This is a genomic window from Ensifer sp. Root1252 (assembly GCF_001425885.1).
GTDB classification, from domain to species: domain Bacteria; phylum Pseudomonadota; class Alphaproteobacteria; order Rhizobiales; family Rhizobiaceae; genus Ensifer; species Ensifer canadensis.
Genome location: NZ_LMDT01000056.1, coordinates 67,480 through 91,377, shown reverse-complemented (window position 1 = coordinate 91,377; position 23,898 = coordinate 67,480). Strand labels below are relative to the sequence as shown.

The following is a 23,898-nucleotide window of genomic DNA, read 5'->3' as shown; positions in this document are numbered from 1 at the left end:
ATAAGCCGCCAAAAGAGGGAACGATAATGAAACGCTTGCTTGCATCGACATGCCTGTTTCTTGGAACCGTCACTGGTTCGTCGCTCGCCAATGCTGCGGACTGCGGCGGCGTCACAATCGCCAGCATGAATTGGCAAAGTGCCGAGGTAATTTCCAACCTCGACAAGATCATCCTCAATGAAGGTTACGGCTGCAGCGCCGAGATCACCATCGGAGACACCGTCCCAACCATCACGTCGATGGCGGAAAAAGGCGAGCCTGATATCGCGCCGGAAGCCTGGATCGATCTGCTGCCCGACGTGGTCAAGAAAGGTACGGAGGAAGGTCGCATCGTCAAGGTTGGCTCTCCCCTTCCCGACGGCGGCATCCAAGGCTGGTGGATCCCGAAGTACTTTGCCGATGCCCACCCCGACATCAAGACAATTCCCGACCTCCTGAAACATCCCGATCTTATCAAGGATCCTGAAAACCCGAGCAAGGGGGCAATCTTCAACGGGCCGCAGGGTTGGGGAGGCACCGTCGTAACCGCACAGCTGTACAAGGCCTTCGAAGCTGAAAAAGCCGGCTGGACTCTCGTTGACACCGGATCCGCCGCAGGTCTCGACGGTTCAATCGCCAAGGCCTACGAACGCAAGGAAGGCTGGGTCGGCTACTACTGGGCGCCGACCGCCCTTCTCGGCAAATACGAGATGGTGCAGCTGCAAGCCGGCGTGCCATACAATCCGGCCGAGTGGAAGCGCTGCATTACGGTTGCCGAATGCACCGACCCCAAACCCAGCGCATGGCCGGTCGACACGATCGTTACGCTCGTCGCCAAGCCCTTTTCCGAAAAGGCAGGCCCCGAGGTCATGGATTATCTCAACAAACGCTCCTGGAGCAATGAGACGATCGCCAAGCTCATGGCCTGGATGACCGACAACCAGGCGAGCGGCGAAGAAGGTGCCAAGCACTTCCTCGAAGAAAACCCGGATATCTGGAAGAAGTGGGTTTCCCCGGAGGCCGCCACCAAGATCGAGGCTGCGCTTTAATCACCACTGCCGAACGCCGGTGCGGTGCGCTTTCGGCACACCGCACCGTGCGTGCCGATATAACAACAAGAACGGATCGGCTCTTTCGAGAAGGGGAACCGAATGGACTGGTTTTATCAATTTCCTCACATGAACGACAACGCACTTCGAGATCTGAAGAAGGTCATCGACGAGACTTTTCGCGGCTTTACGCGCAGCTACGGCGACCTGATCGAGGGCTTCTTCACGCCCCTGCAGCATTTTCTGATCGCCGCCGATCGGTTCATGACCAAGACGCCTTGGCCGATCATCACGCTCCTGATCCTGGTCATCGCCTGGGCAGCCACGAGGAGCCTGCGGATCGTCGGCGGCTGTCTCGTGACGCTGTTGTTGATCGGCTACTTCGGCATGTGGGACGACACGATGCGGACGATCTCGATGATCTTCGTGTGCACCGTTCTGTCGATCGCGATCGGACTGCCGACGGGCATTCTGATGTCGCGCTCGGACAAGGTCCAGCGGATCGTCAATCCCGTGCTCGACGTGATGCAGACCATGCCGAGCTTTGTTTACCTGATCCCCGTCGTCATGCTGCTCGGCATCGGCAAGGTTCCCGGTCTGATCGCCGTTGTCATCTATGCCATCCCGCCGATGATCCGGCTCACCAATCTCGGCATTCGTCTCGTCGACAAGGATGTGCTGGAGGCGGCCGACGCCTTTGGCGCTGACAACAGACAGAAGCTTTTCAAGGTGCAGCTGCCCCTAGCGCTTCCAACCATCATGGCCGGCATCAACCAGACCATCATGATGGCGCTCGCCATGGTCGTCATCGCTTCGATGATCGGCGTTCAAGGTCTTGGCCAGCCGGTGCTCAAAGCGATCGCGAACCAATACTTCACGCTCGGCATCTTCAATGGCCTTGCCATCGTCGGCATTGCTATCATGTTCGACCGTGTCAGTCAGGCCTATGGTGAACGGCTCCAGAAGCATCGGGAGGTTGTCCATGGCTGACCATGCTTTCGGCGGCATCGCGATCCGCCATCTCTACAAGATCTTCGGGCCGAATGCGCAGGCTCATGTCGAGGCCGTCAGGAGCGGTCTGACCAAGACCGAACTGAATGAGCGGCACGGACACGTGCTCGGACTTCGCGACATCAACATCGAAATGCCGTCGGGCTCCATTCAGGTGATCATGGGGCTTTCCGGATCGGGCAAATCGACGCTCATCCGCCACATCAACCGGCTGATCGACCCGACAGCCGGCGAAGTCCTCGTCGACGGCATCGATGTGGTGAAGATGCTGGATAAGGATTTGCGCGAATTCCGTCGTCACCAGACGGCCATGGTATTCCAGAAGTTTGCCCTTCTTCCGCACCGCAGCGTGCTCGACAACACTATCTTCGGCCTTGAAATCCAGGGTGTGTCTCACGCGCAGAGCATCGATACCGCCATGCGATGGCTGGAGCGCGTCGGGCTCAGAGGTTTCGAGCAGAAGTACCCGAACCAGCTGTCGGGCGGCATGCAGCAGCGCGTCGGCCTTGCCCGGGCGCTTGCCAACGACGCACCGGTGCTCTTGATGGATGAGGCTTATTCGGCACTCGACCCGCTCATCCGCACGGATATGCAGACGGTGCTTCTGGACCTGCAAAAGGAGATCAAGAAGACGATCGTCTTCATCACCCACGACCTCGACGAGGCTTTGAGACTCGGCGACCAGATCGCCATTCTGCGCGACGGCGAGGTCATACAGCAGGGGACCAGCCAGGATATCGTGTTGAGACCCGCCGACGACTATGTCGCGAACTTCGTGAAGGAGGTGAACCGGGGCCGCGTCGTGCATGTCGAGGCCATCATGACGCCACTTGGGGCGGGCGCTGTCGATAGCGGGCAACGGATTCCCGCCGATTTCACGATCGAAGAGGCGGTACGTGCGCTCACAGCTGCACCCGAAGGCGACATCACCGTCGTCGATTCTTCCGGCAAGCCTCTCGGCACCGTCACGTTTCGCCAGCTGGCCGGTGCGATGGTCAATGCGCATGAAGCCTACGATCGCACAATGACGGTCGCAGCTACCGCCGCGTGACATGACTGGTCGGTCGCCCAAACGCTGCATGCTCCGGGTGGCCGGCCTTTGCCCCGAAAAGCGCGAGGTGGCCGAGGCACTACCAACTCAATCCCTATCCCCTCGCCGCCGGGGGCGCACAGACGGCAAACACGGCGGTCGAGGGCCGCCCGACGGAACGTCATGCAGCCTACTACACAGAACGGGCAATCGGGATCGCCGCGATGATTGTCGTCGAACCAATGCCGGTTCATCTGCGGCCGTTTTGACCCCCCCGGGCAACTTCTGGCATTCCGCGTAACGATCCTGCCGAACCCCATTCTCGTTCAGATCCAACGCGGCTAAGTTTAGCTGCTTCCTACTGCGGTTCCCGGGTAGTTGGTGCGTGCTATCGCGCCTGCGTTTCTTTGGTCGCGTGACTTGTAAGACTTTGCTCGGTCAGCATCCTCAAATATGGCTCGATACTGTTTTCGATCTTCAAGCAAATCTGGTCGTATTCTTCAATCAAGACCCCATCGGGAGTGTCGGTACTGCGCAGCACATCGAGTTGGATTGACGCCTCGGCATAGGCAATGAAAATCTCGATCATCGATCGGCTTCTTAACTCGGAAAGTAAGCGCCCGTAGGCAGGCAGCCGTAGAATCATGCGTGCTCTGCCGATCTTTTCCAGGTTCATTTTCTTGCTCCGTTTTGGCCACAAGCAGTAACCGCAGCGGTCCAACTCTGACTGCTAAGAAAAGTTCCTGGTGAGGGTCTATGCCTTTACGGCCCGGGCGGCGACATTCGTGAGCAGCCCAACAACATCCATCTCGATCCTCGCGCAGTCGCAATCCAGTCGGGTTTACATGGCGCGTTTTGTGGCCTTCAACCGCACGCACCTGGTCCCTCTGAATGGCCGCGAACCCGTAGGCCTTTAGGAGGTCCTTTAGGGCTGGGATTTTCAGCGTTTCTAGCTGCCGTCGATACGCCGGCAAGCGCATCATCAGACGCCGACGGCCGATCGTCTCGAAGTCCACAGCTGGTCTCCAATTTTGTCGTCTTTCTAAAGATTCAAATCGAAACCAAAGGAAAGGTTCCCTCAGGCAGCGCTCGGCGGGCGTGGCGCCAAGCGCGTCGTCGGCCAGGCGCTGTTTTATGCATTCGACGAACAGCCCATGCGCTTTGATTGGCGTGGAACTTGTCCTTCAAGGATGACGCGGAAAGCCTGCACCGGTTCCGCGATATTCTTCACCTTCTGCGCCCATCGGCTCGAGCCCGGAAGCCAGCTTATTCTCAACCTCTGGTGACCTTTGCCGAGACCATATCTCGCCCGGTCTGCCACCTGTCGAAGCCGGGCCGCGACATTGACGCCCTCGCCATACCGGTCCTCGCCCTCGACGATCACCTTCCCGAGATTAACCCAACTTCGTCGAACGCAGCCCGCCTCAGGCGACGGATCATCCACCGTCCACCCAGCAGGTTCGCGCCGGTGATTAGGCTCGCAGCTGTTTCAGGACCCATTCGGTTCCATCCACCCGCGGCACGCGATCGGTCGCACGCTTCTGGAGCCACTGGAGATCCATGGGCTGGATCGGCGCCAGGAACGGGTGAACAAAGCACTCGAAGATGTTGGTTTGCCACAGAATTTTCGATATCGGTTCCGGCATCAGCTGTCCGGCGGCCAGCGCCAGCGCGTGGCCATTGCCCGGGCGCTTATCCTGTCACCCCACATTCTACTGCTCGATGAACCGACGTCGGCGCTCGACGTGTCCATCCAGGCCGAGATCCTGAACCTGCTGAAAGATCTGCGTGAGCGAGAAGGGCTGACATATATCCTCGTCACCCACGATCTCGCCGTGGTCGCTCACCTGTGCGACCGCATTGCCATGATGCAGGATGGTGGCTTCGTCGAAGTTGCGGAAAAGCGGCAGCTGATCAAGCGGGCCGTTATCCACCCCTACACCCGCACCCTGATCAACGGCAGTCGTGGCTACATTCCTCGTCGCGATGATCTCACGTTAACCTGCCATGATTTTGTTTGCTTATAACTGGCGACGATTATCCGGCCCCCTGTTAGCTACAAGCGCCATCGTTTTCCAGCATCTGTCATCGCTGACGCCTCTAGAAAGTTCGGCTCGGCCTATGCCGGTCGCTTACGTCGAAAGCCGGCTACTTCAAGCCATAGCGAGGCAACGCGACAGCCACCTTTGCAAAATAAACCATTGGCTGTGTACCGCGATCATAGCGCGTTTTGGGAGGTAGTCTTATATTCCGTTTTTGAAATATACATTGTGCTTATGTCCAATGGGAGAGGAGGACACCGTGCACGGACCTAGCGTCAAGGACACCCGCGAGCGCGCGGCTTCACCGATCGAATTACAGGATCTCGCAAAAAAGCTTGCGGCTCTCGCTCGACAAATCAAGACAATCGCAGCAACACCTCTCAGCGAGGGGGGCGATTTGGACGACAGCGGCCAAACCTCTACGAGTGCAGCAAGGCTGAATCAGCCGCGATCTATGTGACAAGAAAGTCACCGAAGGCAAAATCGAAAAACCGTTGGTGACCGTTTCGGCATCGACACCTTTGGCATCAGCGCGGACACGGTCAGCCCGTCGCACTTGAATACAAACCACCGTTTGCATTCAACGTGCCCCTGAAAGATGTCCAGATCGAACTGATGCCGCGCTCGAAGGAAAAGTCACGGACGGGCAATATGGCGGGCGCGAGGTGCAACAGCGCCACCGGTAGCGAAGGCTAGGCGGCGTTGGACCATCAAGGCGCGTCACGTAGGTTCTGTTTGAGGCGCCCCCGCCAAGCTGATCCGAGCCCGGTCAGATGCGCGCTTCGAGGAACGGAAGCATGCCACTGCTATGATGCGTAAGTAAAAACAGAAATTGCACGACAAAAGCCCGTATTGCACCAAAAGCGGGAGTTCAGGCCCATCACCCAACCGAGGCAGCTTCCATAGCCTGGTACAGCCGATCAAATCCAACGCCTGTGCCACTTTCTCTTCTCTCTGCGTGCTTGACATCTGCAAACATGGCTTGCTCGGTGAAGGTCATCTCGGTTCCTGTAGGAGTGCTTTCGAACTCCACGGTTACAAGAGATGAAGAAATGCTTCGGCCATCTGTCCGCATCGTATAGGCATAAACTATGCGTTGCCGCTCGGCGATTTCGAGGAAATGAGCAGTCATCTCCTGAACGATCCCCTGGGGCATGCGCCAGACCAAGCGTTCGCAACCATCGACTCGGAAGTCGAACCGATCTTCCAGCACATGCCAGTCGGGATGACAGGCATTCCATTGTCGCTTCAAGGCACGATCAGACCAAAAGCGAAATGCGTGAGCGGGGCTACCCGGCAGTGCGCGCTTGATGACGAACGTGCGGTGGTCGACATTGACTCCCATCAGTGATCCTTCTTTTCCGGTGTTTGCGCCATCAGAATAGCCAGTCGATCGAAGGCATCGTTCATCTCGCTCTGGCGCTCATCGATCCAGTTGCCCACTGCACGAAAGGCGTCTGGGCGCATCCGGTAGGTCCGCACGCGGCCGACCTTTTCGGAGATGACGATGCCGCCTTCCTCGAGGACACGAAGGTGCTTCAGGACCGCCGGAAGTTGCACGGCCGCTGGTGCAGCGAGTTCCTTCACCGCGGCCGGTCCCTTCGAAAGCTGCTCGATGAAGGCTCTTCGGTAAGGATCCGAGAGAGCATGAAACATCCGATCGAAATTCGTCTGCGGTGTGTTCTTCATTCAGTCTTCTCCCGGAAGCGCTCTGGCAGGGCCTCCTTATAAGGGAAAAACCGGAAGAAGGGACGTGCCTCGTCCATTACACGCGCCACCGACGGGCGTGACAGGAGCCGATCCAGATAGGAGGACAACGCGGGCCTCACGCCTCCAATCGGATGAACGACGGATGCGAAAAACAAGGCTGGGAAGGCGGCGCAATCCGCCAGCGTGAAGTCGTCACCCACCGCCCAGGCCTTTCCCGATAGCTGCGTCTCGATCATTGCATAGGCCGTCTCGAGCGCCTCATGCGCCTCGGCAACTCCGTACGGATCTCCGGCTCCGGCCGGCCTGATCCGGTCCGTGACGATCTTCTGCATGGGCACACTAACATGGAGATCATAGAAGCGATCCCAGAGCCGCGTGTCCAGCCGCAGCCGTGCGTCGTCAGGGAGGAAGCGGAATTGCTCGGGGTATCGCGTCTGCAGATACTCAATGATGATGCTCGTCTCGGGCACGACGCGACCCGTTGCGCTATCATGCAACACGGGAATCTTCCCGACAGGCCAACGTTCAAAATGCGCTGCGGCCGATCCCGGATCGGAGAAATCCACCGTCCTTGCCTCAAAGACCAGCTCGCTTTCATAAAGGCTTATGAGAACCTTGTGGCAGAAGGAGGCAAGTGGGTGGATGTAGAGCGTCAGCATGGGTCACTCCTAAGTTTCCAACATTGGAAACTTATAGACCTGCCCTTCCATCGACGCAACAACAGTTTCCTTTCTTGGAAACCTTTTTGCGATTTCGAATGGCGATAGACTGCAGGGAGTAGCACCGGTCCGATCACCCGAAAACGGAAGGCGCGTCCGACAATGTTGCCCATGCCGTTCGGCTCTCTTGCCGAATCTGCTGGTCGCGGCTGCCCTCTTGGCATCCAGCCAAGCCGTTGCCGGAGGACTGGAGGAAGCGCACCGGGCGATGCAGCGCCCGCGCACGCCCGGCGCGAACTTGCGCATCTCCAACCTCAAGGACTGGCTTGCGATCCATCGGCAGAAAGATCTGGAACGCTTCGGGTCTGCGCCACGCGCAGGCAAGAGAGATCTTGCCGAGTGGAAAGCGGCTCGCACATTGTCGCCGGCATCCCTTCGCTTTCATCTCGTCAAGCTAATGCGTCTTTGACCGCCGCAAGAAGAACTCGGGTGTCGAACGGTTTGCGGAAAATCCCCAAGTTCGATGTTTCGCTCCGTTTGCCTTCAATGTCGTGGCGGCCGGTCATCAAGAAAACCGGCATTTCCGGCCGAACAGAGTTCACGGCATCGCAGAGTTCAAAGCCATCCATTCCTGGCATTCCAATATCGGTGATTATGACATCCAACCCGGAGAGACCGTTGGAAAGCAAAGACGCGGCAGACGGGAACCCGCGCGCAGAATAACCGGCAGATTCCAGCAAGTCTTCCAGCGCTTCGAGCACAACCGGATCGTCATCGACGACTGCAACGACGGGTCTCTGTTTACTTGCCTGCTGTTCCTGTTCCCCATCGATTGCCATGGATGAACGGTCCTCCTGGCCATGCACTGTCACTTGAACAGACTGCGGCATGCAACTTTCTCCACCTGCACCAATGGCTAGCGAAAGCACAACGCATTGTCACGGCACTTCTCGTTAAAACAATCTTAAGGTGAACGAGGCATTTGGCGATTGGTTCCTTCTTCCAGGAGCCCTATCACTCCGGAGAACTATGTCACCTCGATCATGTGTGCAGATCGGCCTGCTTCCGGCGGTATTGTCGGGGAGACATGCCCGTCACCCGGCGAAACATGGCACTAAATCCACTGTCAGTCGCAAATCCAAGTTCCTGGCCGATATGTGATATCGGCAAATTGCTTCCGCGGAGCTTGGCGGATGCCAATCTCACCCGCCAACGGGCGATATAGTCCATTGGCGACAATCCCACATGAGCGCGAAATCTTGCCGCAAACCCAGACCGCGATTGCCCGGCGATGCGCGCCAGTTCGCTGACCGTCCAGGCACGAGTCGGATCTGCGTGAATGGCTCGCATCGCTGGGCCCAAGTTTCGATCAATCAGAGCGTGAAGCCATCCGACGCCCTCGTCGAGCTTCGCCAAATGCGCACGCAATACGTGAATGAAAGCAAGGCGCATGAGGTCGTTACTCGCCAGTCGAGCTCCAGGCCTGCCGCTGTCCCATTCGTGATCCAGCTGCTCCAATAGCCACCCTACTGGTGCCATTTCATCCGCCCGTATTACGACAACGGAAGGTAACACGCCCGTTACGAACAGAACGTCACCAGCGTCGAGTTGAAGCGTCCCACCGAGGACAGTGAAGTCCGTCACAGCGCCGATTTGTGCGGGTCCCGCTGGCGAAAACACCTCCTGTGCAGGAAGGGCCGGCGTATCCGGATCGTTGGCAAGCTCATAGTGGACGCCGGCTACGATGATACAATCACCAGCGTTGATCCGCACTGGCTCGGCGCCACTGAGGCGTAGCCAGCATTCGCCGCGCCGAACAAAGTCGAACTTGAGTACCCGCGGCAAGGGAAAATGGACGGCCCAACTCCCGCCAGCCTCCAATCGCATCGAGCAGAGGGCTCGGGCGCCAAGACATTCCAGAATGGATGAGAGTGCATCTTCGTTGGGCTTTTGGACGATCACGACAGTACTTTGGCGCCTTGATGATGGATCCTCCAGAGGTAGTGCCGATATATCCCTGGCACAAGCATCACGGAGCCATACATGCACAATCCGAATCTCATTAACTCGCGTTTTGGTGTTGCCAGCACAGCACAGCAGGTGGTCGAAGGCCTTGACCTAAATGGCACGACCGCCGTTGTCACCGGCGGCTATTCAGGTCTAGGTCTGGAGGCAACACGCGCGCTTGCGAGCGTCGGCGCCACCGTCATCGTTCCGGCGCGGGACTGCTCAAAGGCCGAACGAAATCTTGCACATCTGCGCAACGTAACGATCGCTGATCTGGACCTCTCGGTTCCCAGCGAGATTGCGGCATTCGGGGCAGAAGTCGTTTCCAGTGGGCGACCCATATCGATGCTGATCAATAGTGCCGGCGTCATGGCAACCCCACTGTGGCGCAACTCGGACGGCCACGAGGGACAGTTTGCGATCAATCACCTCGGCCATTTCCAACTGACCGCGGCTCTATGGCCGGCGCTCACGCGCGCGAATGGCGCGCGTGTTGTCAGTGTTTCCTCACGCGCACATCAGGCGGGAGGTATCGATTTCGACGATATCCATTTCGTCCGCCGCGCCTATGACAGCGTGCTCGCCTATGGTCAGGCCAAAACAGCAAACGCATTGTTCGCAGTTGAGCTCGACAGGCGCGGACGCGAAGTCGGCGTGCGCGCCTTTTCATTGCATCCGGGCCAAATCCTGACCGATATTGTCAGGCACCTGACGCCGGAATACTTGGCACGGTTCGACGCATACGACGCAGACGGAAACCTGCGCATCGATCCGGCGAACGGCCGCAAGACCCCGCAACAAGGCGCCGCTTCAATGGTCTGGGCAGGTGCCAGCCTCGAGCTTGATGGGTTTGGAGGTGAATATCTCGAAGACTTCGGCGTCGCCCAACCCTACAACGGCGAATTAGGCAGCAAGGGGGTTGCAAGTTGGGCAATCGATCCTGTTGCGGCACGGCGTCTCTGGGACGCATCGGTTTCGATGACTGGAGCCTTTGCTGGATGAAATATAGGGGGACGCCGACCCGGCTGCAGGTGGGCCGGCAAGATCACGGCTGCACCTATCCACGAGTATAGTCCTCACCGCAGCCGGCTGCTGATAGCGTCTATCCATCGACACAAGCATTGATGACATACCGCTTTTGACGCCACTCCCCGATCATGCCCGTATCGCCTTGGACAATTCCGCCTATCGGCGTCGCTCGGCGAAAAACGGCAATCAACAGACCGGTAAAGACCCGGTGACCATGGGTGGCGTCCAGAACGCTACGCCTCACGATATCGCCAATACAGTTGCGGCCGCAGCTCTTGGTGCTGCGGTCTTCTACATCGATGCGTTTACTCAAATCGAGAGCGCGATAGCGGTGCTCTATGTAATCGTGATGCTACTCTCGGCGGGCTTGCTGAGCCGACATGGAGTGATTTTCGTAGGCGTGACATGTAATATTCTGACCCTCGTCTCCTATACGATGGGTCACGGCTTCATTTTCGACATCTCCAGTCTGCTTCGCCTGACGGTATCGCTTTCAGCCATTTCCGTTACCTGTGCACTCATCCTCAGGAACGCTGCAGCTCGCACCGAACTCATCGCATCGAACAAGGCGCTTCGCGACAGCGAGCGCCGTTATCGCTCGATCTTCGAACAAAGCCGGGTCGCCCTATGGGAGCGCGACTATTCCTCAGTAAGAACCTATCTTTTGTCACTCAAGCGTGAAGGCGTCGCCGACTTTCGATCCCATGCCCTTGGTAATCCTGACGTCGTGGAAAAATGCGCCCGTTTGATCAGGACGATTGCTGCAAACGATGCTGCCATCGAACTGCTTGGCCATGTAGCGACAAAGGGAATCACCGTCGCGATGACAGGACACGTCCTGGCCGACCGTGAAACGACCATCAACCTCCTTGATGCGATTTTCAGTGAACGAAAAAGCCTCGAGCAGACCGGAACTATCGTCAGGCACGACGCCGAGACCCGGCAGGTGATCATCAGTCTGCGCTTTCCGGAAGACACGGCTGCCTTTGACCGCGTCGTTGTCGGAATGGTCGACATCACACAACGAGAGATGACACAGAAGGCGCTGTTGGAGGCGCAGGCCGAGTTGGCCAAAGCAGCAAGAGCCGCAACCGTGGGCGCCCTATCTGCCTCGCTTGCCCACGAACTCAACCAACCGCTCGCCGCTCTGACTGTCAACACTCAAACCCTGTTGAAGTGGTTGTCCAGGGCCCCGCCAAACCTCGTCGCGGTGCGGCGATCAGCGGAACGAATGGTGCGGGACTGCAAGCGCGCAAGCGACATTATCGAGAATACCCGGCGCCTGCTAAGGCAAGAACGACGCATGCCAGAGGTCTTGGATCTGATGTCGCTGGTCGACGAAACCTGTGCATTGATGACGCCGGATCTGCTTCGCGGCAAGGTCGACATCCGCGTCGAGTCCGAAAGGGATTTGCCTGCTGTGAACGCAGTCAGGATCGAACTTCAGCAGGTGTTAGTTAACCTGATCGCCAATGCAATCCAGGCGATGGAGAGCATGGACGGCGCCAGGAAAATGATCCGGATCGGTTTGGCGCAGGCAGGCACCACTTCGGTTAGGATGTCCGTCATGGATAACGGCCCGGGGATATCGCCTGCTATCATGGGTAAGTTGTTTGCAGCATTCCAGAGCACAAAACCATACGGCTTGGGGATCGGCCTCGCCATCTGCGTCAGCATGGTGGAGGCAAATGGCGGCACTCTCAAGGCTGAGAATGCCGCCGGGGGTGGCACTGTTTTCGAGATAACGCTTCCCGTATGATATCTTTCGCACAGGGACTGGCGATAATTGGGTACTAGCGAACCCGGCGAAGCGAGCGAATGATATTCATCTGTAGCTCGTGGCGGGACGCATATCGACCCAGCAAGGTAATCAGCCGCCGCTCCTCCGCCTCATCTACACCCGCGTGCCGGCAGTACTCCGATACTTCCAGTAAAGGTTGCGCTTCCCGGCGAGAAAACCATCTGACCTCATTCGACGGCATCGAGCCAATTCCATCTACATCTCACTCACCACCAGCTCCCTTTGGCAAAGACATGGGAAACATGAGGTGTCGCAATGCTAGACCGAGGTGATAGGAGCCGAAACTATACGGAAGTTAGTCAAGGTGCTGCCGAAGTTGGGACGCGGAGCCGGAAGGCGTGTCCGTGACAACGTTCCGGGCCAACGCTATACAGAGCCGCCGTTAACGGACACTATGGCTTTGGGTTTTCGCGGCACCGAACGGTCGAAAACTCAACACGGATCTAAATCTCTACCCGTTGGGCATAGCCCATAGAACGGGTGTTTTTTCCGTCTGGGAGGGAGGAGCGTCAGTATCTGATTGCCCGTCGGATATGGTCCTGGAAAGCCTCGATGCGAGATCTTCCGCCAATTCTGGGTGAGATCCGACAACTTTATCGAGCGCCTCCTTTGCGATCACGGAGACGGAGATTTCGGTCAGCGCCTCGAAACTGCCGCTCTCCGGTGTGTCCGAAAGCAGATGGCGCGCGCCGAACATTTCGCCAGGATAAAGCCGCTCGATATCCTTTCCGTTTTGCCGCCTGCAAACGACACCGGACTGTATGATCATCAAGCTCGAAAACGTTTCATTCTCTGCCACGATTGTCGCGCCTGCAGGAAACTGGCGGGTCGTCGCTTGACTACCAAGCGCGTTGCGCTCGTCGAGAGGCAATGCAGCAAAAGCAGGCACGGCCCGCAGCAACTCCCTCGCAGAGAGCATCGTCGGCGTCAGGTGGCTCCCGATGGGAGATTGTGTGCCAAACACATAGGAGCCGGCCGGCATCGCGAGCGAGACGCCATTTTCCGCGCAATGGCGGAAGACAACATCGATGACCTCATTGCATGCAGCCACGCGTTCGCCCGGAGCGGAGACATAGAAGAGCAGCTCCACGTCTATGCCCATAGCATCCATCTTTTTGAGCGCCACCGTTGGCGGCACCTCTTTGGAAATCAGCTTGCAGCTATCGAGAGCCAGACTCAGGACCTCCATCGATACGCCAGGTGGCAGTGTAGGAGCGATCCTCATTGGCAGTTTGATCTGGTGCGTTTCGGTCGGGCGGCTGAAATTCGTCAGGCCGAGCTTCGCAAGCACACTATTTGGAAGCACGATGAGATTGTTTGCCGATGTAAGGATGCAGGTCGCCCGCCAATTGCTTGCGACAACTCTTCCCTCGGTTCCATCTGCCAGCAGAATCCAGTCGCCCAGAACATAGGGACGCCCAATCGTCAGGGCGATGCCGGAGAAGACGTCCGACAGCGTATTCTGCAAGGCAAGGCCTAGAATGATCGCCACGACGCCGGAGGTTGCAAGAAGTGTACCGATCGGCACGCCGAAGACGAAGGCCATCATTGAAAGAGTAGTGCCGAGATAGACGACGGCCACCAGGAGATCTTGGATAAGACGCGCTTCCTTGGGGCGCTTGTCCAGCACTATGTAGATGCGCGTAAAACCGATCACTGCCCAGGCAAGGTGCGTCCACCACAAGACCTTACCGCAGTCGACGAGAAACCGCGCGAACACTTCTTCGTGGATCCTCTCAAACCGAAAAGGTGCAACCTGTGCAGTGAAAAGAGCTGCCGTCATCGCGGCGAAGAAGATGATCTGAACGACAAGTCGTGCATTGGGACGACCTCGTCCCTGCAGATGCCATACTATGATTCCCGCCACCCCAAGCAGGTTCAGCATTACGAGCGGCACTAAAGGAAGGGGCGTCGGCATGGTTTGCTCCGATTAACGGTTCGCCGGCATCGCGCGAAAATATGGGAGACTCGCGTCAGCGCGGCGGCACAGAACGACGGGAGCCACTGTGCAAGGCTGTAGCCTTCGCACGGACACGCAGGAACCCAAACGAAGGTACAGCTTGCTGTAGGAACGAAGGTGTGAGTTCGATTGCCGACGGCGGAGGCAGTTCGGCCGCCGCCGCTCGAACGAAGCAAACGTTGGTTTTATAGCCAGCTTAGTCCCTTGGAGTAAAATCGCGGTCCACGAAGTGTCGAAGCGTGACAACTAAGGGAGCGATGCCGTGCCTGAACACGCAAACACCGTTGAGACAATCACCGACATTCCGGTGGTAAACATTATCGACGACGACGAGCAACTTCGCTTGTCGCTGCTCGAACTTTTCGAAGCCGTAGGGATGCAGGCCGTGGCCTTCGTCGACACAATCGATTTCGACCACCGGGGCGACCCACAGACTGTCGGTTGCCTGTTGCTTGATGTCAATTTGCCGGGCGTAAGCGGTATAGAATTTCAGCGGAGGCTGTCGGAAGCCGGCTTCGATGTACCAATCGTCTTCATGACTGGAGACGGAGACGTGACGACGAGCGTCTCCGCCATGAAAGCGGGAGCCATCGACTTTCTCTTGAAGCCATTCCAGCCAGACGACCTCATTAGCGCGGTCACCACGGCGATCGAAGAAGGCAAAAAACAGCGTGAAATCGCTTTCAGACGGAGACATGTTCGCGAATGTGCGGCAAGCCTCACACCGCGCGAAAGACAAGTGATGAAGCTTGTGACAGATGGGCTGATGAACAAGCAGGTCGCCTATGAATTGGGGATCAGCGAAATCATGGTCAAGCTTCATCGCGGGAGCGCCATGAGAAAGATGCAGGCCCGCTCTCTCAGTGACCTCGTGAGAAAATCCGAACTGCTTCAGTGAACATCGCACGTGCATGCCTCGAGCGACACTTCACAACGAACTCCGGTTGGTGGCAGATTGGCAGTGTCAGTATCACCGCTGTCGAGCCTGGGTAATGACGGACACGTCCGCGTCGAGGAGATACCTGGCTCCACGCAGCGTCTTGATCAATAGCGGGTTCGAAGGCTTCTCTTCAATCTTGCGTCTCAGCCGCAAGATGAGAACGTCGACGCTTCGATCGACATCCCTTCCTACCCGTCCTTGTTTCAGCCATCAGCGGCTCGCGCGTCAGCACTCGACTTGAACGAGCGAACGAGATTGGCCCGAAACGCGTTTACGATCGTCCGGGTGGACGATTTCGACGATCAACCCTGCCAACTGGTTGGCACTTTTGCGTCGCTCCACCCTCCTTATCCTCGATGCCGGCCCATTGAAGCAGCTGGCGATTGAGATAGGAGGTCCCATCGCGGTCGCTGACCGAGGTCAGGACCGCAGTGAATTGGAGGGCGGCCGTGAGGTCACCGGCCACCCATTGCTCGTTAGGCCAGTTGCGCCTTATCGAGGCCGAAAACCTTGTCGGCGGAGCCGGGCACAGCTTTGACCGCGATGCTGGCGCGATTCCATGCATTGATCGCCATGATCTGGAAGGTGAGATCGGAAATTTCCTTCTCAGACAATTGCCCCCGGACCTTTTCGTAGAGCTCGTCCGGGACGCCGCTATCAGAGACCTTGGTCAAGGCTTCGGTCCAGGCAAGCGCTGCCCGCTCGCGGGAGGAGAAAAGGGTCGAGTCGCGCCACACGGCAACGTGGTGAAGGCGAAGCGGGCGCTCGCCATGCATAGTCGCTTCCTTGGAGTGCATATCGAGGCAGAACGCGCAGCCGTTGATCTGCGATGCGCGAATGTCGACCAAGTCGAGAATAGACTGCTCGATCGTGCCTTTCTTGACTTCGTTGCTAAGCGCCATAAGAGCCTTGAAGAGGTCCGGCGAAAGTTGAGCGTAATTGAGGCGTTGGGTCATTGTCCATCATCCATGGTGAGGAATGAAATTTTCCACGCGCAAACAAGCTTTGCTGCGACGCAAGCATCGTGCCCAAGCGATCCTCGGGCGAATAGCTATCTGTTTGGCTTGCCGCCGGTTCGATGCCGCAAAATTCCTCAAAGGTGCCTTACAGGCGGGGATAACCCGCCCGCTAAATAGGTATCGATACGCTTTCGAGGAAGAGAGGGCGCCGACGGCACCCTCTCGCATCATCAAGCCGCGATAAATTCCAGCAGATCCTCGTTGATAAGACCGGCGTGGGTGGTCGCCATCCCATGGGGAAGACCCTTGTAAACCTTCAGCGTCGCGTTCTTCAGGAGCTTTGCCGAAAGGAGGGCGGAGTCTGCGATCGGGACGATCTGATCGTCATCTCCGTGGAGTACGAGGGTCGGTACATCGATTGATTTCAGATCGTCAGTAAAGTCGGTTTCAGAGAACGCCTTAATGCCAAGATAGTGGGCGTTTGCGGCACCAGCCATGCCCTGGCGCCACCAGTTTTGGACCATCGCCTCAGAGCGTTTCGCTCCCTCCCGGTTGAAACCATAGAAGGGGCCGCCGGCAAAATCGAGGTAGAATTGAGACCTGTCAGCCGCCAGACCGGAGCGCAAGCCGTCGAAGACCTCGACTGGAAGGCCGCCAGGGTTGGCCGAAGTCTTGACCATGATCGGGGGGACAGCGCCGATAAGGACAAGCTTGGAAATGCGCCCCTTTCCATGGCGGGCCGCATAGTGAGCCGCCTCACCGCCCCCGGTGGAGTGACCGATGTGAACCGCGTTGCGAAGATCGAGGTGCTCTACCACAGCAGCAACATCCGCTGCATAGTGATCCATATCGTGTCCATCGCTTACCTGGGCGGAGCGACCGTGGCCGCGTCGGTCATGCGCGACGACTCGGAAGCCCTTGCCGAGGAAGAACAACATCTGGGCGTCCCAGTCATCGCCGCTGAGGGGCCATCCATGATGGAATACGAGCGGCTGCGCGCTTTTCGGACCCCAGTCCTTGTAGAAAATCGCAGTACCATCTTTCGACGTGACGTATTCGCCATCGGACCGATGTCCGGCACCCTTGGCGGGCTCCTTGGCTCGCGCCGAGCTGGCGGCAACTGCCGTTGTGGCGGCGGCAATACCCAGTGTGCCTGTCATCATGTCTCGCCGCGTCGGCGTGGTGGAACCCAGGTTCATGTTCATCTCCTATTCAAAGAAATATTGGAAAATAAACCGTGTAAATCTGAGGATCTAAACTTCATCGATCTACAAATCCGGCGACTAACCGTACCAATCGATACGATTGGTTGTAGCTATACGTTCGTTTCGTACACCTAAGTTTAGGCGAACGGCGACAGGCACGGATAGAAGGTATCGGACGGAGTGGGTCGTTTCGCCCGGCGTCCATGTCGCCGATCGCTTCGACAAAGCTTGATAGGTGCTTCTGGCGCATGCAAGGCAACCCAAACTTCTGTTTGATGTCTCGATCAGGAAGAGAGCGGTAAGACTGGCGGCGCCCTGCCAACGATCAGAGCGTCACAACAAGTCGGAGATCACGACATGCTTAGGCTGCTGAGGGAAGCAACCGGACTGATAGCATTCGTTCGCACGGTTCAGACAGGCTCCTTCAGTGCGGCTGCGCGGAGCCTCGGAGCGACGCCATCGTCAATTTCTAAAAGCATTTCGCGATTGGAACGCCTGCTGGGCGTGCATCTGTTCCGCCGCTCGACCCGACTTCTGGCGATGACGCAGGAAGGTGAAGCCTTCTACGACAAGATAATGCCGTTGCTCGAGCAGATCGACAGTTCGGCAGAGACGGTTCAGTCTTATCGGGCGCCCGCAGGTCATCTGCGTGCCAGTTTGCCCAGCGAACTCGGCAGGATGATTCTGGAACCGATATTCACCGAGTTCGTCCCGATGTACCCGGAGATTTCGTTGTCTGTTGGCATGACGGACCGGCACGTCGATCTCCTGAGGGAAAACTATGACGTGGCATTCAGGGTCGGCCAGGTCGAGCAGGCAGGCCTGATGTGCAAGACACTCTCGCACCTCGACATGACGCTTGTCGCATCGCCTTCCTTTCTCCGTAAGCATGGAGATATTGAGAGCCTTGGCCAACTGAAGAACATACCATTCGCCCGATATGTCGCAGATGGCAAACCTTATCCCATCGGCTTTGTTGACGGCGGCAGCATCTTGCCGTCAGGCCGGATCGACCTGGATTCAGCCACGGCCATCCGCGATGCGGCGCTGAGCGGCGTCGGTGCAGCACATCTGATAAAGCGGACGGTCCAGGACGATCTCGATCGGGGTCTTCTTGTCGAGCTCCTTCCGCACGTGAAATTGCAAACGGTTCCGTTCCAGGCTGTGCATGCATCAGGCAGATTGCCGAGCTTCCGCCTGCAGTTGTTTACCGACTTCATCGCAACGTTGATGCGATCCTCGGCAAGGGAATAGACTGACCGTGATAGGTGCTAATAGCGAGCAAAACGGTACGAGCGCCCGCGCATGCGAGGGAGAGCCGGAGCCTTCATCGGCTCCGGCAAAGGCGTTAGCGCGCGGGCGGCGGAGTGGCCGTCTTGACCCACTCCGAAAAGCCAACTGCGCCGAGCCGGACACCGGCGGCAGGCATCAGGGTCGTGTCGTCTAGAAGAGCGCCGAAGTATCGCGTCTTGTTGTCAACGACGATCTCCCGGTGGTCTCCGATCTGCCGGAGGTATTTCGTGACGGCATCTGCGATCTTGATGGGCTCCGGGCCTGCAATTTCAACGATGGCATTGCGAGGTTGGCCAAGCACCAGATCGGCCAGAGCGTCAGCCACGTCATCCGACAAGATCGGCTGCATCATGGCCGGCGAGAGATGAACTTTTTCACCCTCGGTCCCAGATTGGGCGATGCCGAACATGAACTCGAAAAATTGCGTCGAGTGAACCAGCGTGTAAGGAATTTTCGCTTCCTTGATAATCTTTTCCTGGGCCAGTTTCGCCCGAAAATAGCCGCTCGCCTGAAGACGTTCGGTTCCAACGACCGAAAGCGCGACGTGATGCCTCACGCCGGCGACTTCTTCAGCGGCCATCAGGTTGCGGCCGGATGTCTGGAAGAATTCCATGACCGCGTTGTCTTCAAAGGACGGCGAGTTTGCAACGTCCACCACGACTTGCGCTCCGGCCAATGTCTTCTCCAGCCCCTCGCCGGTGATTGTATTCACTCCGGATGCCGGCGATGCGGCAATGACTTCATGCCCCTTCCCCTGAAGGCGCTTGACCAATTTCGAGCCGATGAGGCCGGTTCCACCGATAACGACGATCTTCATAGTTCGCTCCTTGAGTATGAGAAGTCCAGCTGGAAAGCGCACCAGTCGGGTGCGCCGCGTTAATTACTTCAGGTCTGCTTTGTCGAGGCCGAGCATGGCATCGGACGAGCCCGGTACTGACTTGAACGCGGCATTTACGCGGGTCCACGCGTTCGCCGACATGACAGCAAAAGTGAGATCGGAGATTTCCTTCTCGCTGAGATGCGAACGAACGCGTTCATAGATTTCGTCGGGAACGCCGAGATCCGGCAGTTTCGTCACGATTTCCGCCCATGCGAGGGCTGCGCGCTCCCGGGGTGCAAAAAGCGTGGATTCACGCCACGATGCCACGTGGTAGAGGCGCAGTTCACGCTCGCCCTGGATCTTCGCCTGCTTGATGTGCATGTCGAGGCAATAGGTGCAGTTGTTGAGCTGCGCGATGCGAACGTTGACCAGGTTGCGAATGGATTCCTCGACGGAGTTTTCCTTGGTCGCCGTCACGAATTCCATGAACTTCTTCATGAGATTCGGCGATTCCTTCGCGAAATTAATGCGCTGTGTCATTGTGTAGTTCCTATATTTGATCCGTCGGTCCACTGGTGTGACTGTCGGCAGATGCAAATCTAGGGAATTACGATTGGGCTCATAGCTAACCATAGGTTTGGGGGGCGTGTGCGGCTTGCTTAATCGCGTTATCCTGGCTACGGGGATTTCCACCCTTGCGGCCTTCGGCAAAAGTATCAATTTGCTTCTGATGTGGTGGTACTAAGGAAGTGACAAGGTGGCTCCGCATCAAAGGCACGGCGATGCTCCGCTGGCCAACTTTTCCCGATTGCTGGTGTCGGCTTCTCAGTTCCGTCGAACTTGCTCGACCTTCCGAACGAGATCCGCGAGCGAGCGAGCCTGCATCTTGCGCATGAGGCTCATGCGATGGAGCTTCACGGTCATTTCGCTGATACCGAGCTGATACGCGACCTGTTTGTTCATCAGCCCGCTGACGACCGCAAACATCACCTCCAATTCGCGGGGCGTGAGGGTGTCGACCAATGCTTGGATTCGATTCCGTTCCGCGTCCACCTTGCGTCGTTCGGAATCGAGCTTGATGGCTCGATCCACCGCATCAAGGAGATCCTGATCGGCGAAAGGTTTGATGATGAAATCCATCGCCCCCGCCTTCATCGCCTTTACACTCGTCAGGATGTCCGCATGACCTGTCAGAAAGATCACGGGAAGACGACTACCGGCCTTCGACAGACGCTCTTGAAGATCCAGGCCAGTTCCTCCCGGCATTCGGAAATCGAGTACGAGGCAACCTGGCGCACAGATGTCAGCCGTTTCCAAAAACTCGGGACCGTTGGAAAATGCGGTCGCCCGCTTGTTGGTCACCATGAACAGATCAAGCAATGCTTCTCGCATCGCCTCGTCGTCGTCAACGACGTACACAATCGGCTCGGCCGCGTCTTCTATCTTGGGTTGAGTGTGTTGCATCAGATTGCCCTCAACTTTTATCGCGCAACGGCCCGTCATACATTCGAGATATGGCGTTGTCCGACCGACGGTTCAAACCCGCACGCACAGCGAAGGTTATGACGGCTTGTCTTGCCGTTGAAGCTATATTTAACACGGATGAGGGAGCTCGTGACCGTACACCTTGGTCTATGCGGTCCTATACCCTGCGGCATGTTCTTCACTGTCACGTGGGTCGTGGAAACCGGAGCTTGAGCTAATGGATAAGGTGCAGGGATTGGAGGCTAGATTGCAGCAATCGGCGGTCAACCCATAACTTCGTTTAGTCGAACGCCCGGGCCAAAGGCCTATCATCCGCTCGGCATGTATCGGATGGAGTTCGAGATGAAAGTAGCGGTAATCGGCGCGAGCGGCGCCATGGGTTCCAGGATCGTCGGCAGACTGCAAGGGGACGGACACGATGTCGTGGCTGCATCGAAGAAAACAGGGGTCGATGCCTTGTCCGGTGAGGGTCTGGAAAAGGCACTGGAAGGTGTCGATGTCGTTATCGACGTTACAAATTCCGGCTCGTTCGGAGATGGCGATGCGCTGACCTTCTTCAGGCAATCGGGGAAGAACCTGCTCGGAGCAGCCAAGACGTCCGGGGTCCGGCATTATCTGACGCTCTCCGTCGTGGGAACGGACCGCATGGTTGAGAATGACTACTTCCGCGCCAAACTCGTCCAGGAAAACCTGATCCGGTCCTCCGGATTGCCTTACACGATCGTCCGTTCCACCCAATTCTTCGAGTTCTTCAGCGGTATCGTGAACGCTGCGGCGGTCAACGGAGATTTACGCCTGCCGGCGATCGCCGTACGTCCGGTCTCAGCAGACGAAGCGGCAAACTGGATCACAAAGCTGGCGGTGGCCGTGCCGCAAAACACCATCGTCGAACTTGGCGGACCGCAATCCATCGAACTCGCCGATCTGGCCCGCGAATTGCTCACTGCCACCGCGGACAATCGCCCGGTCAGTCTCGACAAGGACGCACTATACTTCGGTGTGGCATTACCTCCAGACGGGCTTTTGCCCATGAAGCAAACCATCTCTGGCAAGCTGTCTTTCCACGAGTGGCTTACCAAGAGCATTGCCGGTTAGAGAGTACCCGCAGCTTCCGTTCGGTTAGATGATGGAAAGAGCGGTGCAAACTGCATCGCCCTTTCCATGAACGATTTCGTCCTTTCAGGAGACGATCTCTTTTGCATTTGGCAGAGTAGCCAATCCTTGACCGCGAGCGCATGCCCAGCCAGTGGCGGCAATGCCGAAAAGTGCCGGCAAGCTCACAGCAGGAAAATCGCGCAGGATAACGGAAGCCGAACATATCCCGACCGCAACTTCCCAGAGATGAAAGATGGCGTGTGCGATCAGCCAGAGAGTTGCAGCTCCCCAAAGCTCGATTCGGCGGCCCGGCCTGAACCAGCCGATCGCGAAGGCCAGAGCGATGAAACCCTGAATGATGCCGATGTCTCGAATGAAATGCTGATTGTAGAGGCCCGTATCGGTTACTCCGGGGACGAAATAATACCATCCTTCCGGATCATAGAGCATGTATACCGAGAGCCAGGCGGCGAGCAGTATGTTAAACCATACCATGGCAAGGACGGTGTATCTGAGGGGTTCCATTCTTCTCTCCTGCTTTCGATAGGCAACAGGGTAACACCGAGAGTTGGGCTGTGCCTCCCAAACCAAGGTTTAGGAGATCGCGACCCATGCTGGCCGGAGCGTCGCCCGGCCAGCTTTGGAGAGGCGGCGCGCGCGCCAAAGTCACGCTACGCGATATGGACGATCGTTTGGGAACCCGCCTCCCGACACCGGCCCATCGCAGCAAAGAATTACTTCGCCGACGCGGCTTGCTCGATGAGCTTTGCAACTTCGCCGGGATGAGAGATCATGACGACATGTGAGCCACCTTTAACGACAACTGTTTTCCTGGAGTTTGCGCGGTCGGCCATCCACTGCAGCGTATGGGGCGGAATATTCCTGTCGGCATCTCCGTGGATGAACCAGGATGGTATTTCCTTCCATGCCGCCTTCGGAGCGGGCTCCGCCAATGCCGCATCGGTGATAGGGCGCTGGGTCGCAGCCATGAGCTTCGCCTCCGCCAACGGCACGTCGGCTGCAAATTGCGCCGGGAACTTCCTTTGATCGATGTAAAGGTCCTTGCCCTCCCCGTTGGCGAGTGCGACCGCCTCACCCAGAGCCGAGGCGAGTGTGCTGCCCGGGAATTTACCCGAGAGATCCACCGCCGACTCCCCGATTTCCGGAGCGAATGCGGCCACGAAGACCAGTGCTTGAACGTTTTCCATGCCGGCGGCGGCATCACTGATCACAGAGCCGCCGTAGGAATGTCCGACAAGGACAATTGGCGCCTTGATGTCCTTCACGGCACGCCGGACATAATCCCCGTCGCGCTTTACGCCACGGAGCGGATTGGCCACCGCTAGGACCGGATATCCATGCTTTTCCAAATGTGAAATGACCTCGTTCCAGCTCGACGAATCGGCGAACGCCCCGTGAACCAGGACGATCGTCGGCTTGTTCGATTGCGTGAAGCCGGGTATTGCCGACGTGGTGTAGAGCGCCAAAGCCAAAGCCAGTTTTGCGATCTTGTGCATTCCCTTGTCCTTCTAATTTTGCCGGAGGATGTGTTTTCGCCGCTCGACTGCTGTCCGTTGCCCACATTCCTAATGCGGCGGTGGCCATCAGGCGCATTCCCTGAGGCTACGCGTGATTTGGATTGGTTTTTCCGGATGCTTCAACCCAAACCTAGGTATGGGCGCCCCCCGCTGACGGCAGGTGTGGACAGAGCAACAGCGCGCGCGGGAGGGGCGAACGGTGTCCAGGGACCGCACATTCATCCGGAAATGACCCGTCCAGTCACCAGCGTTGCTCGACCGGGCCGCTTAGGAAGACGCGCCTTCG

Annotated in this window: 23 protein-coding genes and 2 pseudogenes; 9 read left to right on the top strand and 16 right to left on the bottom strand. The window is 57.5% G+C overall.

The features are described 5' to 3' along the window. Positions 1-26 precede the first annotated feature (26 nt). The 3 genes from ASD02_RS32410 (at position 27) to ASD02_RS32400 (ending at position 3,090) form a co-directional block, all read left to right on the top strand. Positions 27-1,028, top strand: a complete 1,002-nt coding sequence (locus ASD02_RS32410; protein WP_057221647.1) for an ABC transporter substrate-binding protein — start codon at positions 27-29, stop codon at positions 1,026-1,028. Positions 1,029-1,130: 102 nt separating this feature from the next. Beyond that, positions 1,131-2,018, top strand: coding sequence for a proline/glycine betaine ABC transporter permease (locus ASD02_RS32405; RefSeq protein WP_057221646.1), 888 nt, complete (start codon positions 1,131-1,133; stop codon positions 2,016-2,018). Next, positions 2,011-3,090 carry a glycine betaine/L-proline ABC transporter ATP-binding protein gene (locus tag ASD02_RS32400; protein WP_057221645.1) on the top strand — a complete coding sequence of 360 codons (1,080 nt, stop codon included), beginning with the start codon at positions 2,011-2,013 and terminating at the stop codon, positions 3,088-3,090. The genes ASD02_RS32405 and ASD02_RS32400 overlap by 8 nt, the downstream gene beginning before the upstream one ends. Before the next feature lie 367 nt (positions 3,091-3,457). Here the strand turns inward: ASD02_RS32400 and ASD02_RS32395 are convergent, their stop codons facing one another. Beyond that, entirely contained in the window at positions 3,458-3,745 is a 288-nt protein-coding gene (locus tag ASD02_RS32395) for a hypothetical protein (protein WP_057221644.1), read from the bottom strand. A gap of 808 nt (positions 3,746-4,553) precedes the next feature. On the opposite strand from ASD02_RS32395, the pseudogene ASD02_RS32390 reads away from it, so the two are divergent. After that, positions 4,554-5,096: pseudogene (locus ASD02_RS32390) on the top strand (ATP-binding cassette domain-containing protein); the annotation flags it as partial. 895 nt (positions 5,097-5,991) lie between these two features. On the opposite strand, the gene ASD02_RS32380 reads toward ASD02_RS32390, so the two are convergent. The 5 genes from ASD02_RS32380 to ASD02_RS32355 all read right to left on the bottom strand — a co-directional run bounded on the left by ASD02_RS32380 (position 5,992) and on the right by ASD02_RS32355 (position 9,442). After that, a complete protein-coding gene (locus tag ASD02_RS32380; RefSeq protein WP_057221642.1) occupies positions 5,992-6,456 on the bottom strand; it encodes an SRPBCC domain-containing protein in 465 nt (154 codons plus the stop codon). After that, positions 6,456-6,800: a metalloregulator ArsR/SmtB family transcription factor gene (locus tag ASD02_RS32375; protein ID WP_057209084.1), complete on the bottom strand. Its 345-nt coding sequence runs from the start codon at positions 6,798-6,800 to the stop codon at positions 6,456-6,458. The genes ASD02_RS32380 and ASD02_RS32375 overlap by 1 nt, the downstream gene beginning before the upstream one ends. Beyond that, positions 6,797-7,480: a glutathione S-transferase family protein gene (locus ASD02_RS32370; RefSeq protein WP_057218631.1), complete on the bottom strand. Its 684-nt coding sequence runs from the start codon at positions 7,478-7,480 to the stop codon at positions 6,797-6,799. Before ASD02_RS32370 ends, ASD02_RS32375 begins: the two co-directional genes overlap by 4 nt. A 449-nt stretch (positions 7,481-7,929) precedes the next feature. Further along, on the bottom strand, positions 7,930-8,319 hold the full coding sequence (locus ASD02_RS32360; RefSeq protein ID WP_057218696.1) for a response regulator: 390 nt from the start codon (positions 8,317-8,319) through the stop codon (positions 7,930-7,932). 202 nt (positions 8,320-8,521) lie between these two features. Then, positions 8,522-9,442, bottom strand: a complete 921-nt coding sequence (locus ASD02_RS32355) for an AraC family transcriptional regulator (protein WP_057221641.1) — start codon at positions 9,440-9,442, stop codon at positions 8,522-8,524. Between the two features lie 81 nt (positions 9,443-9,523). Here ASD02_RS32355 and ASD02_RS32350 point away from each other — a divergent pair, with 81 nt between their 5' ends. Together ASD02_RS32350 and ASD02_RS32345 are read left to right on the top strand one after the other, a co-directional pair. Further along, a complete protein-coding gene (locus tag ASD02_RS32350) occupies positions 9,524-10,489 on the top strand; it encodes an SDR family NAD(P)-dependent oxidoreductase (RefSeq protein WP_057221640.1) in 966 nt (321 codons plus the stop codon). A gap of 136 nt (positions 10,490-10,625) precedes the next feature. Beyond that, positions 10,626-12,275 carry an ATP-binding protein gene (locus ASD02_RS32345; RefSeq protein WP_244494324.1) on the top strand — a complete coding sequence of 550 codons (1,650 nt, stop codon included), beginning with the start codon at positions 10,626-10,628 and terminating at the stop codon, positions 12,273-12,275. Positions 12,276-12,309: 34 nt separating this feature from the next. On the opposite strand, the gene ASD02_RS40175 is transcribed toward ASD02_RS32345, so the two are convergent. Then, positions 12,310-12,498, bottom strand: a complete 189-nt coding sequence (locus tag ASD02_RS40175; protein ID WP_082555691.1) for a hypothetical protein — start codon at positions 12,496-12,498, stop codon at positions 12,310-12,312. 270 nt (positions 12,499-12,768) lie between these two features. After that, complete coding sequence (locus ASD02_RS32340; protein WP_057221639.1) at positions 12,769-14,235, bottom strand: cyclic nucleotide-binding domain-containing protein; 1,467 nt, start codon at positions 14,233-14,235, stop codon at positions 12,769-12,771. 304 nt (positions 14,236-14,539) lie between these two features. On the opposite strand from ASD02_RS32340, the gene ASD02_RS32335 reads away from it, so the two are divergent. Next, positions 14,540-15,175: a response regulator gene (locus ASD02_RS32335; RefSeq protein ID WP_057221638.1), complete on the top strand. Its 636-nt coding sequence runs from the start codon at positions 14,540-14,542 to the stop codon at positions 15,173-15,175. Between the two features lie 72 nt (positions 15,176-15,247). Here the strand turns inward: ASD02_RS32335 and ASD02_RS37715 are convergent. The 3 genes and pseudogenes from ASD02_RS37715 to ASD02_RS32325 all read right to left on the bottom strand — a co-directional run. Beyond that, positions 15,248-15,412 (bottom strand): annotated as a pseudogene (locus ASD02_RS37715) (winged helix-turn-helix domain-containing protein); the annotation flags it as partial. Positions 15,413-15,693: 281 nt separating this feature from the next. Continuing rightward, positions 15,694-16,173 carry a carboxymuconolactone decarboxylase family protein gene (locus ASD02_RS32330; RefSeq protein WP_057218632.1) on the bottom strand — a complete coding sequence of 160 codons (480 nt, stop codon included), beginning with the start codon at positions 16,171-16,173 and terminating at the stop codon, positions 15,694-15,696. 233 nt (positions 16,174-16,406) lie between these two features. Beyond that, positions 16,407-17,375 carry an alpha/beta hydrolase gene (locus tag ASD02_RS32325; protein ID WP_057221754.1) on the bottom strand — a complete coding sequence of 323 codons (969 nt, stop codon included), beginning with the start codon at positions 17,373-17,375 and terminating at the stop codon, positions 16,407-16,409. Between the two features lie 363 nt (positions 17,376-17,738). Between ASD02_RS32325 and ASD02_RS32320 the strand changes: the two genes are divergently transcribed. After that, on the top strand, positions 17,739-18,635 hold the full coding sequence (locus ASD02_RS32320) for a LysR family transcriptional regulator (RefSeq protein WP_057221637.1): 897 nt from the start codon (positions 17,739-17,741) through the stop codon (positions 18,633-18,635). Between the two features lie 94 nt (positions 18,636-18,729). Here ASD02_RS32320 and ASD02_RS32315 read toward each other — a convergent pair whose 3' ends face one another. From ASD02_RS32315 to ASD02_RS32305, 3 genes are all read right to left on the bottom strand, one after another. After that, positions 18,730-19,491 (bottom strand): SDR family oxidoreductase, encoded by a 762-nt coding sequence (locus tag ASD02_RS32315; protein WP_057221636.1) that lies wholly within the window; start codon positions 19,489-19,491, stop codon positions 18,730-18,732. Positions 19,492-19,554: 63 nt separating this feature from the next. Continuing rightward, complete coding sequence (locus ASD02_RS32310) at positions 19,555-20,034, bottom strand: carboxymuconolactone decarboxylase family protein (RefSeq protein ID WP_057221635.1); 480 nt, start codon at positions 20,032-20,034, stop codon at positions 19,555-19,557. Between the two features lie 285 nt (positions 20,035-20,319). Then, positions 20,320-20,958, bottom strand: a complete 639-nt coding sequence (locus ASD02_RS32305) for a response regulator (RefSeq protein WP_057221634.1) — start codon at positions 20,956-20,958, stop codon at positions 20,320-20,322. A 351-nt stretch (positions 20,959-21,309) separates the two neighbouring features. Here ASD02_RS32305 and ASD02_RS32300 point away from each other — a divergent pair, with 351 nt between their 5' ends. Next, entirely contained in the window at positions 21,310-22,074 is a 765-nt protein-coding gene (locus tag ASD02_RS32300; protein ID WP_225906349.1) for an NAD(P)H-binding protein, read from the top strand. 84 nt (positions 22,075-22,158) lie between these two features. On the opposite strand, the gene ASD02_RS32295 is transcribed toward ASD02_RS32300, so the two are convergent. Together ASD02_RS32295 and ASD02_RS32290 are read right to left on the bottom strand one after the other, a co-directional pair. After that, positions 22,159-22,599, bottom strand: coding sequence for a hypothetical protein (locus ASD02_RS32295; protein WP_057221633.1), 441 nt, complete (start codon positions 22,597-22,599; stop codon positions 22,159-22,161). A gap of 209 nt (positions 22,600-22,808) precedes the next feature. After that, the gene (locus ASD02_RS32290; RefSeq protein WP_057221632.1) at positions 22,809-23,591 is read right to left on the bottom strand and encodes an alpha/beta hydrolase; all 783 of its coding nucleotides are present in this window, start codon (positions 23,589-23,591) and stop codon (positions 22,809-22,811) included. Positions 23,592-23,898: the final 307 nt, after the last annotated feature.

What these genes read in the sequence shown, in the direction of transcription:
- ASD02_RS32410 (WP_057221647.1), top strand. Translation starts at nt 27, where the DNA reads ATGAAACGCTTGCTTGCATCGACATGCCTGTTTCTTGGAACCGTCACT.
- ASD02_RS32405 (WP_057221646.1), top strand. Translation starts at nt 1,131, where the DNA reads ATGGACTGGTTTTATCAATTTCCTCACATGAACGACAACGCACTTCGA.
- ASD02_RS32400 (WP_057221645.1), top strand. Translation starts at nt 2,011, where the DNA reads ATGGCTGACCATGCTTTCGGCGGCATCGCGATCCGCCATCTCTACAAG.
- ASD02_RS32395 (WP_057221644.1), bottom strand. Translation starts at nt 3,745, where the DNA reads ATGAACCTGGAAAAGATCGGCAGAGCACGCATGATTCTACGGCTGCCT.
- ASD02_RS32380 (WP_057221642.1), bottom strand. Translation starts at nt 6,456, where the DNA reads ATGGGAGTCAATGTCGACCACCGCACGTTCGTCATCAAGCGCGCACTG.
- ASD02_RS32375 (WP_057209084.1), bottom strand. Translation starts at nt 6,800, where the DNA reads ATGAAGAACACACCGCAGACGAATTTCGATCGGATGTTTCATGCTCTC.
- ASD02_RS32370 (WP_057218631.1), bottom strand. Translation starts at nt 7,480, where the DNA reads ATGCTGACGCTCTACATCCACCCACTTGCCTCCTTCTGCCACAAGGTT.
- ASD02_RS32360 (WP_057218696.1), bottom strand. Translation starts at nt 8,319, where the DNA reads ATGGCAATCGATGGGGAACAGGAACAGCAGGCAAGTAAACAGAGACCC.
- ASD02_RS32350 (WP_057221640.1), top strand. Translation starts at nt 9,524, where the DNA reads ATGCACAATCCGAATCTCATTAACTCGCGTTTTGGTGTTGCCAGCACA.
- ASD02_RS40175 (WP_082555691.1), bottom strand. Translation starts at nt 12,498, where the DNA reads ATGCCGTCGAATGAGGTCAGATGGTTTTCTCGCCGGGAAGCGCAACCT.
- ASD02_RS32340 (WP_057221639.1), bottom strand. Translation starts at nt 14,235, where the DNA reads ATGCCGACGCCCCTTCCTTTAGTGCCGCTCGTAATGCTGAACCTGCTT.
- ASD02_RS32330 (WP_057218632.1), bottom strand. Translation starts at nt 16,173, where the DNA reads ATGACCCAACGCCTCAATTACGCTCAACTTTCGCCGGACCTCTTCAAG.
- ASD02_RS32325 (WP_057221754.1), bottom strand. Translation starts at nt 17,375, where the DNA reads ATGAACCTGGGTTCCACCACGCCGACGCGGCGAGACATGATGACAGGC.
- ASD02_RS32320 (WP_057221637.1), top strand. Translation starts at nt 17,739, where the DNA reads ATGCTTAGGCTGCTGAGGGAAGCAACCGGACTGATAGCATTCGTTCGC.
- ASD02_RS32315 (WP_057221636.1), bottom strand. Translation starts at nt 19,491, where the DNA reads ATGAAGATCGTCGTTATCGGTGGAACCGGCCTCATCGGCTCGAAATTG.
- ASD02_RS32310 (WP_057221635.1), bottom strand. Translation starts at nt 20,034, where the DNA reads ATGACACAGCGCATTAATTTCGCGAAGGAATCGCCGAATCTCATGAAG.
- ASD02_RS32305 (WP_057221634.1), bottom strand. Translation starts at nt 20,958, where the DNA reads ATGCAACACACTCAACCCAAGATAGAAGACGCGGCCGAGCCGATTGTG.
- ASD02_RS32300 (WP_225906349.1), top strand. Translation starts at nt 21,310, where the DNA reads ATGGAGTTCGAGATGAAAGTAGCGGTAATCGGCGCGAGCGGCGCCATG.
- ASD02_RS32295 (WP_057221633.1), bottom strand. Translation starts at nt 22,599, where the DNA reads ATGGAACCCCTCAGATACACCGTCCTTGCCATGGTATGGTTTAACATA.
- ASD02_RS32290 (WP_057221632.1), bottom strand. Translation starts at nt 23,591, where the DNA reads ATGCACAAGATCGCAAAACTGGCTTTGGCTTTGGCGCTCTACACCACG.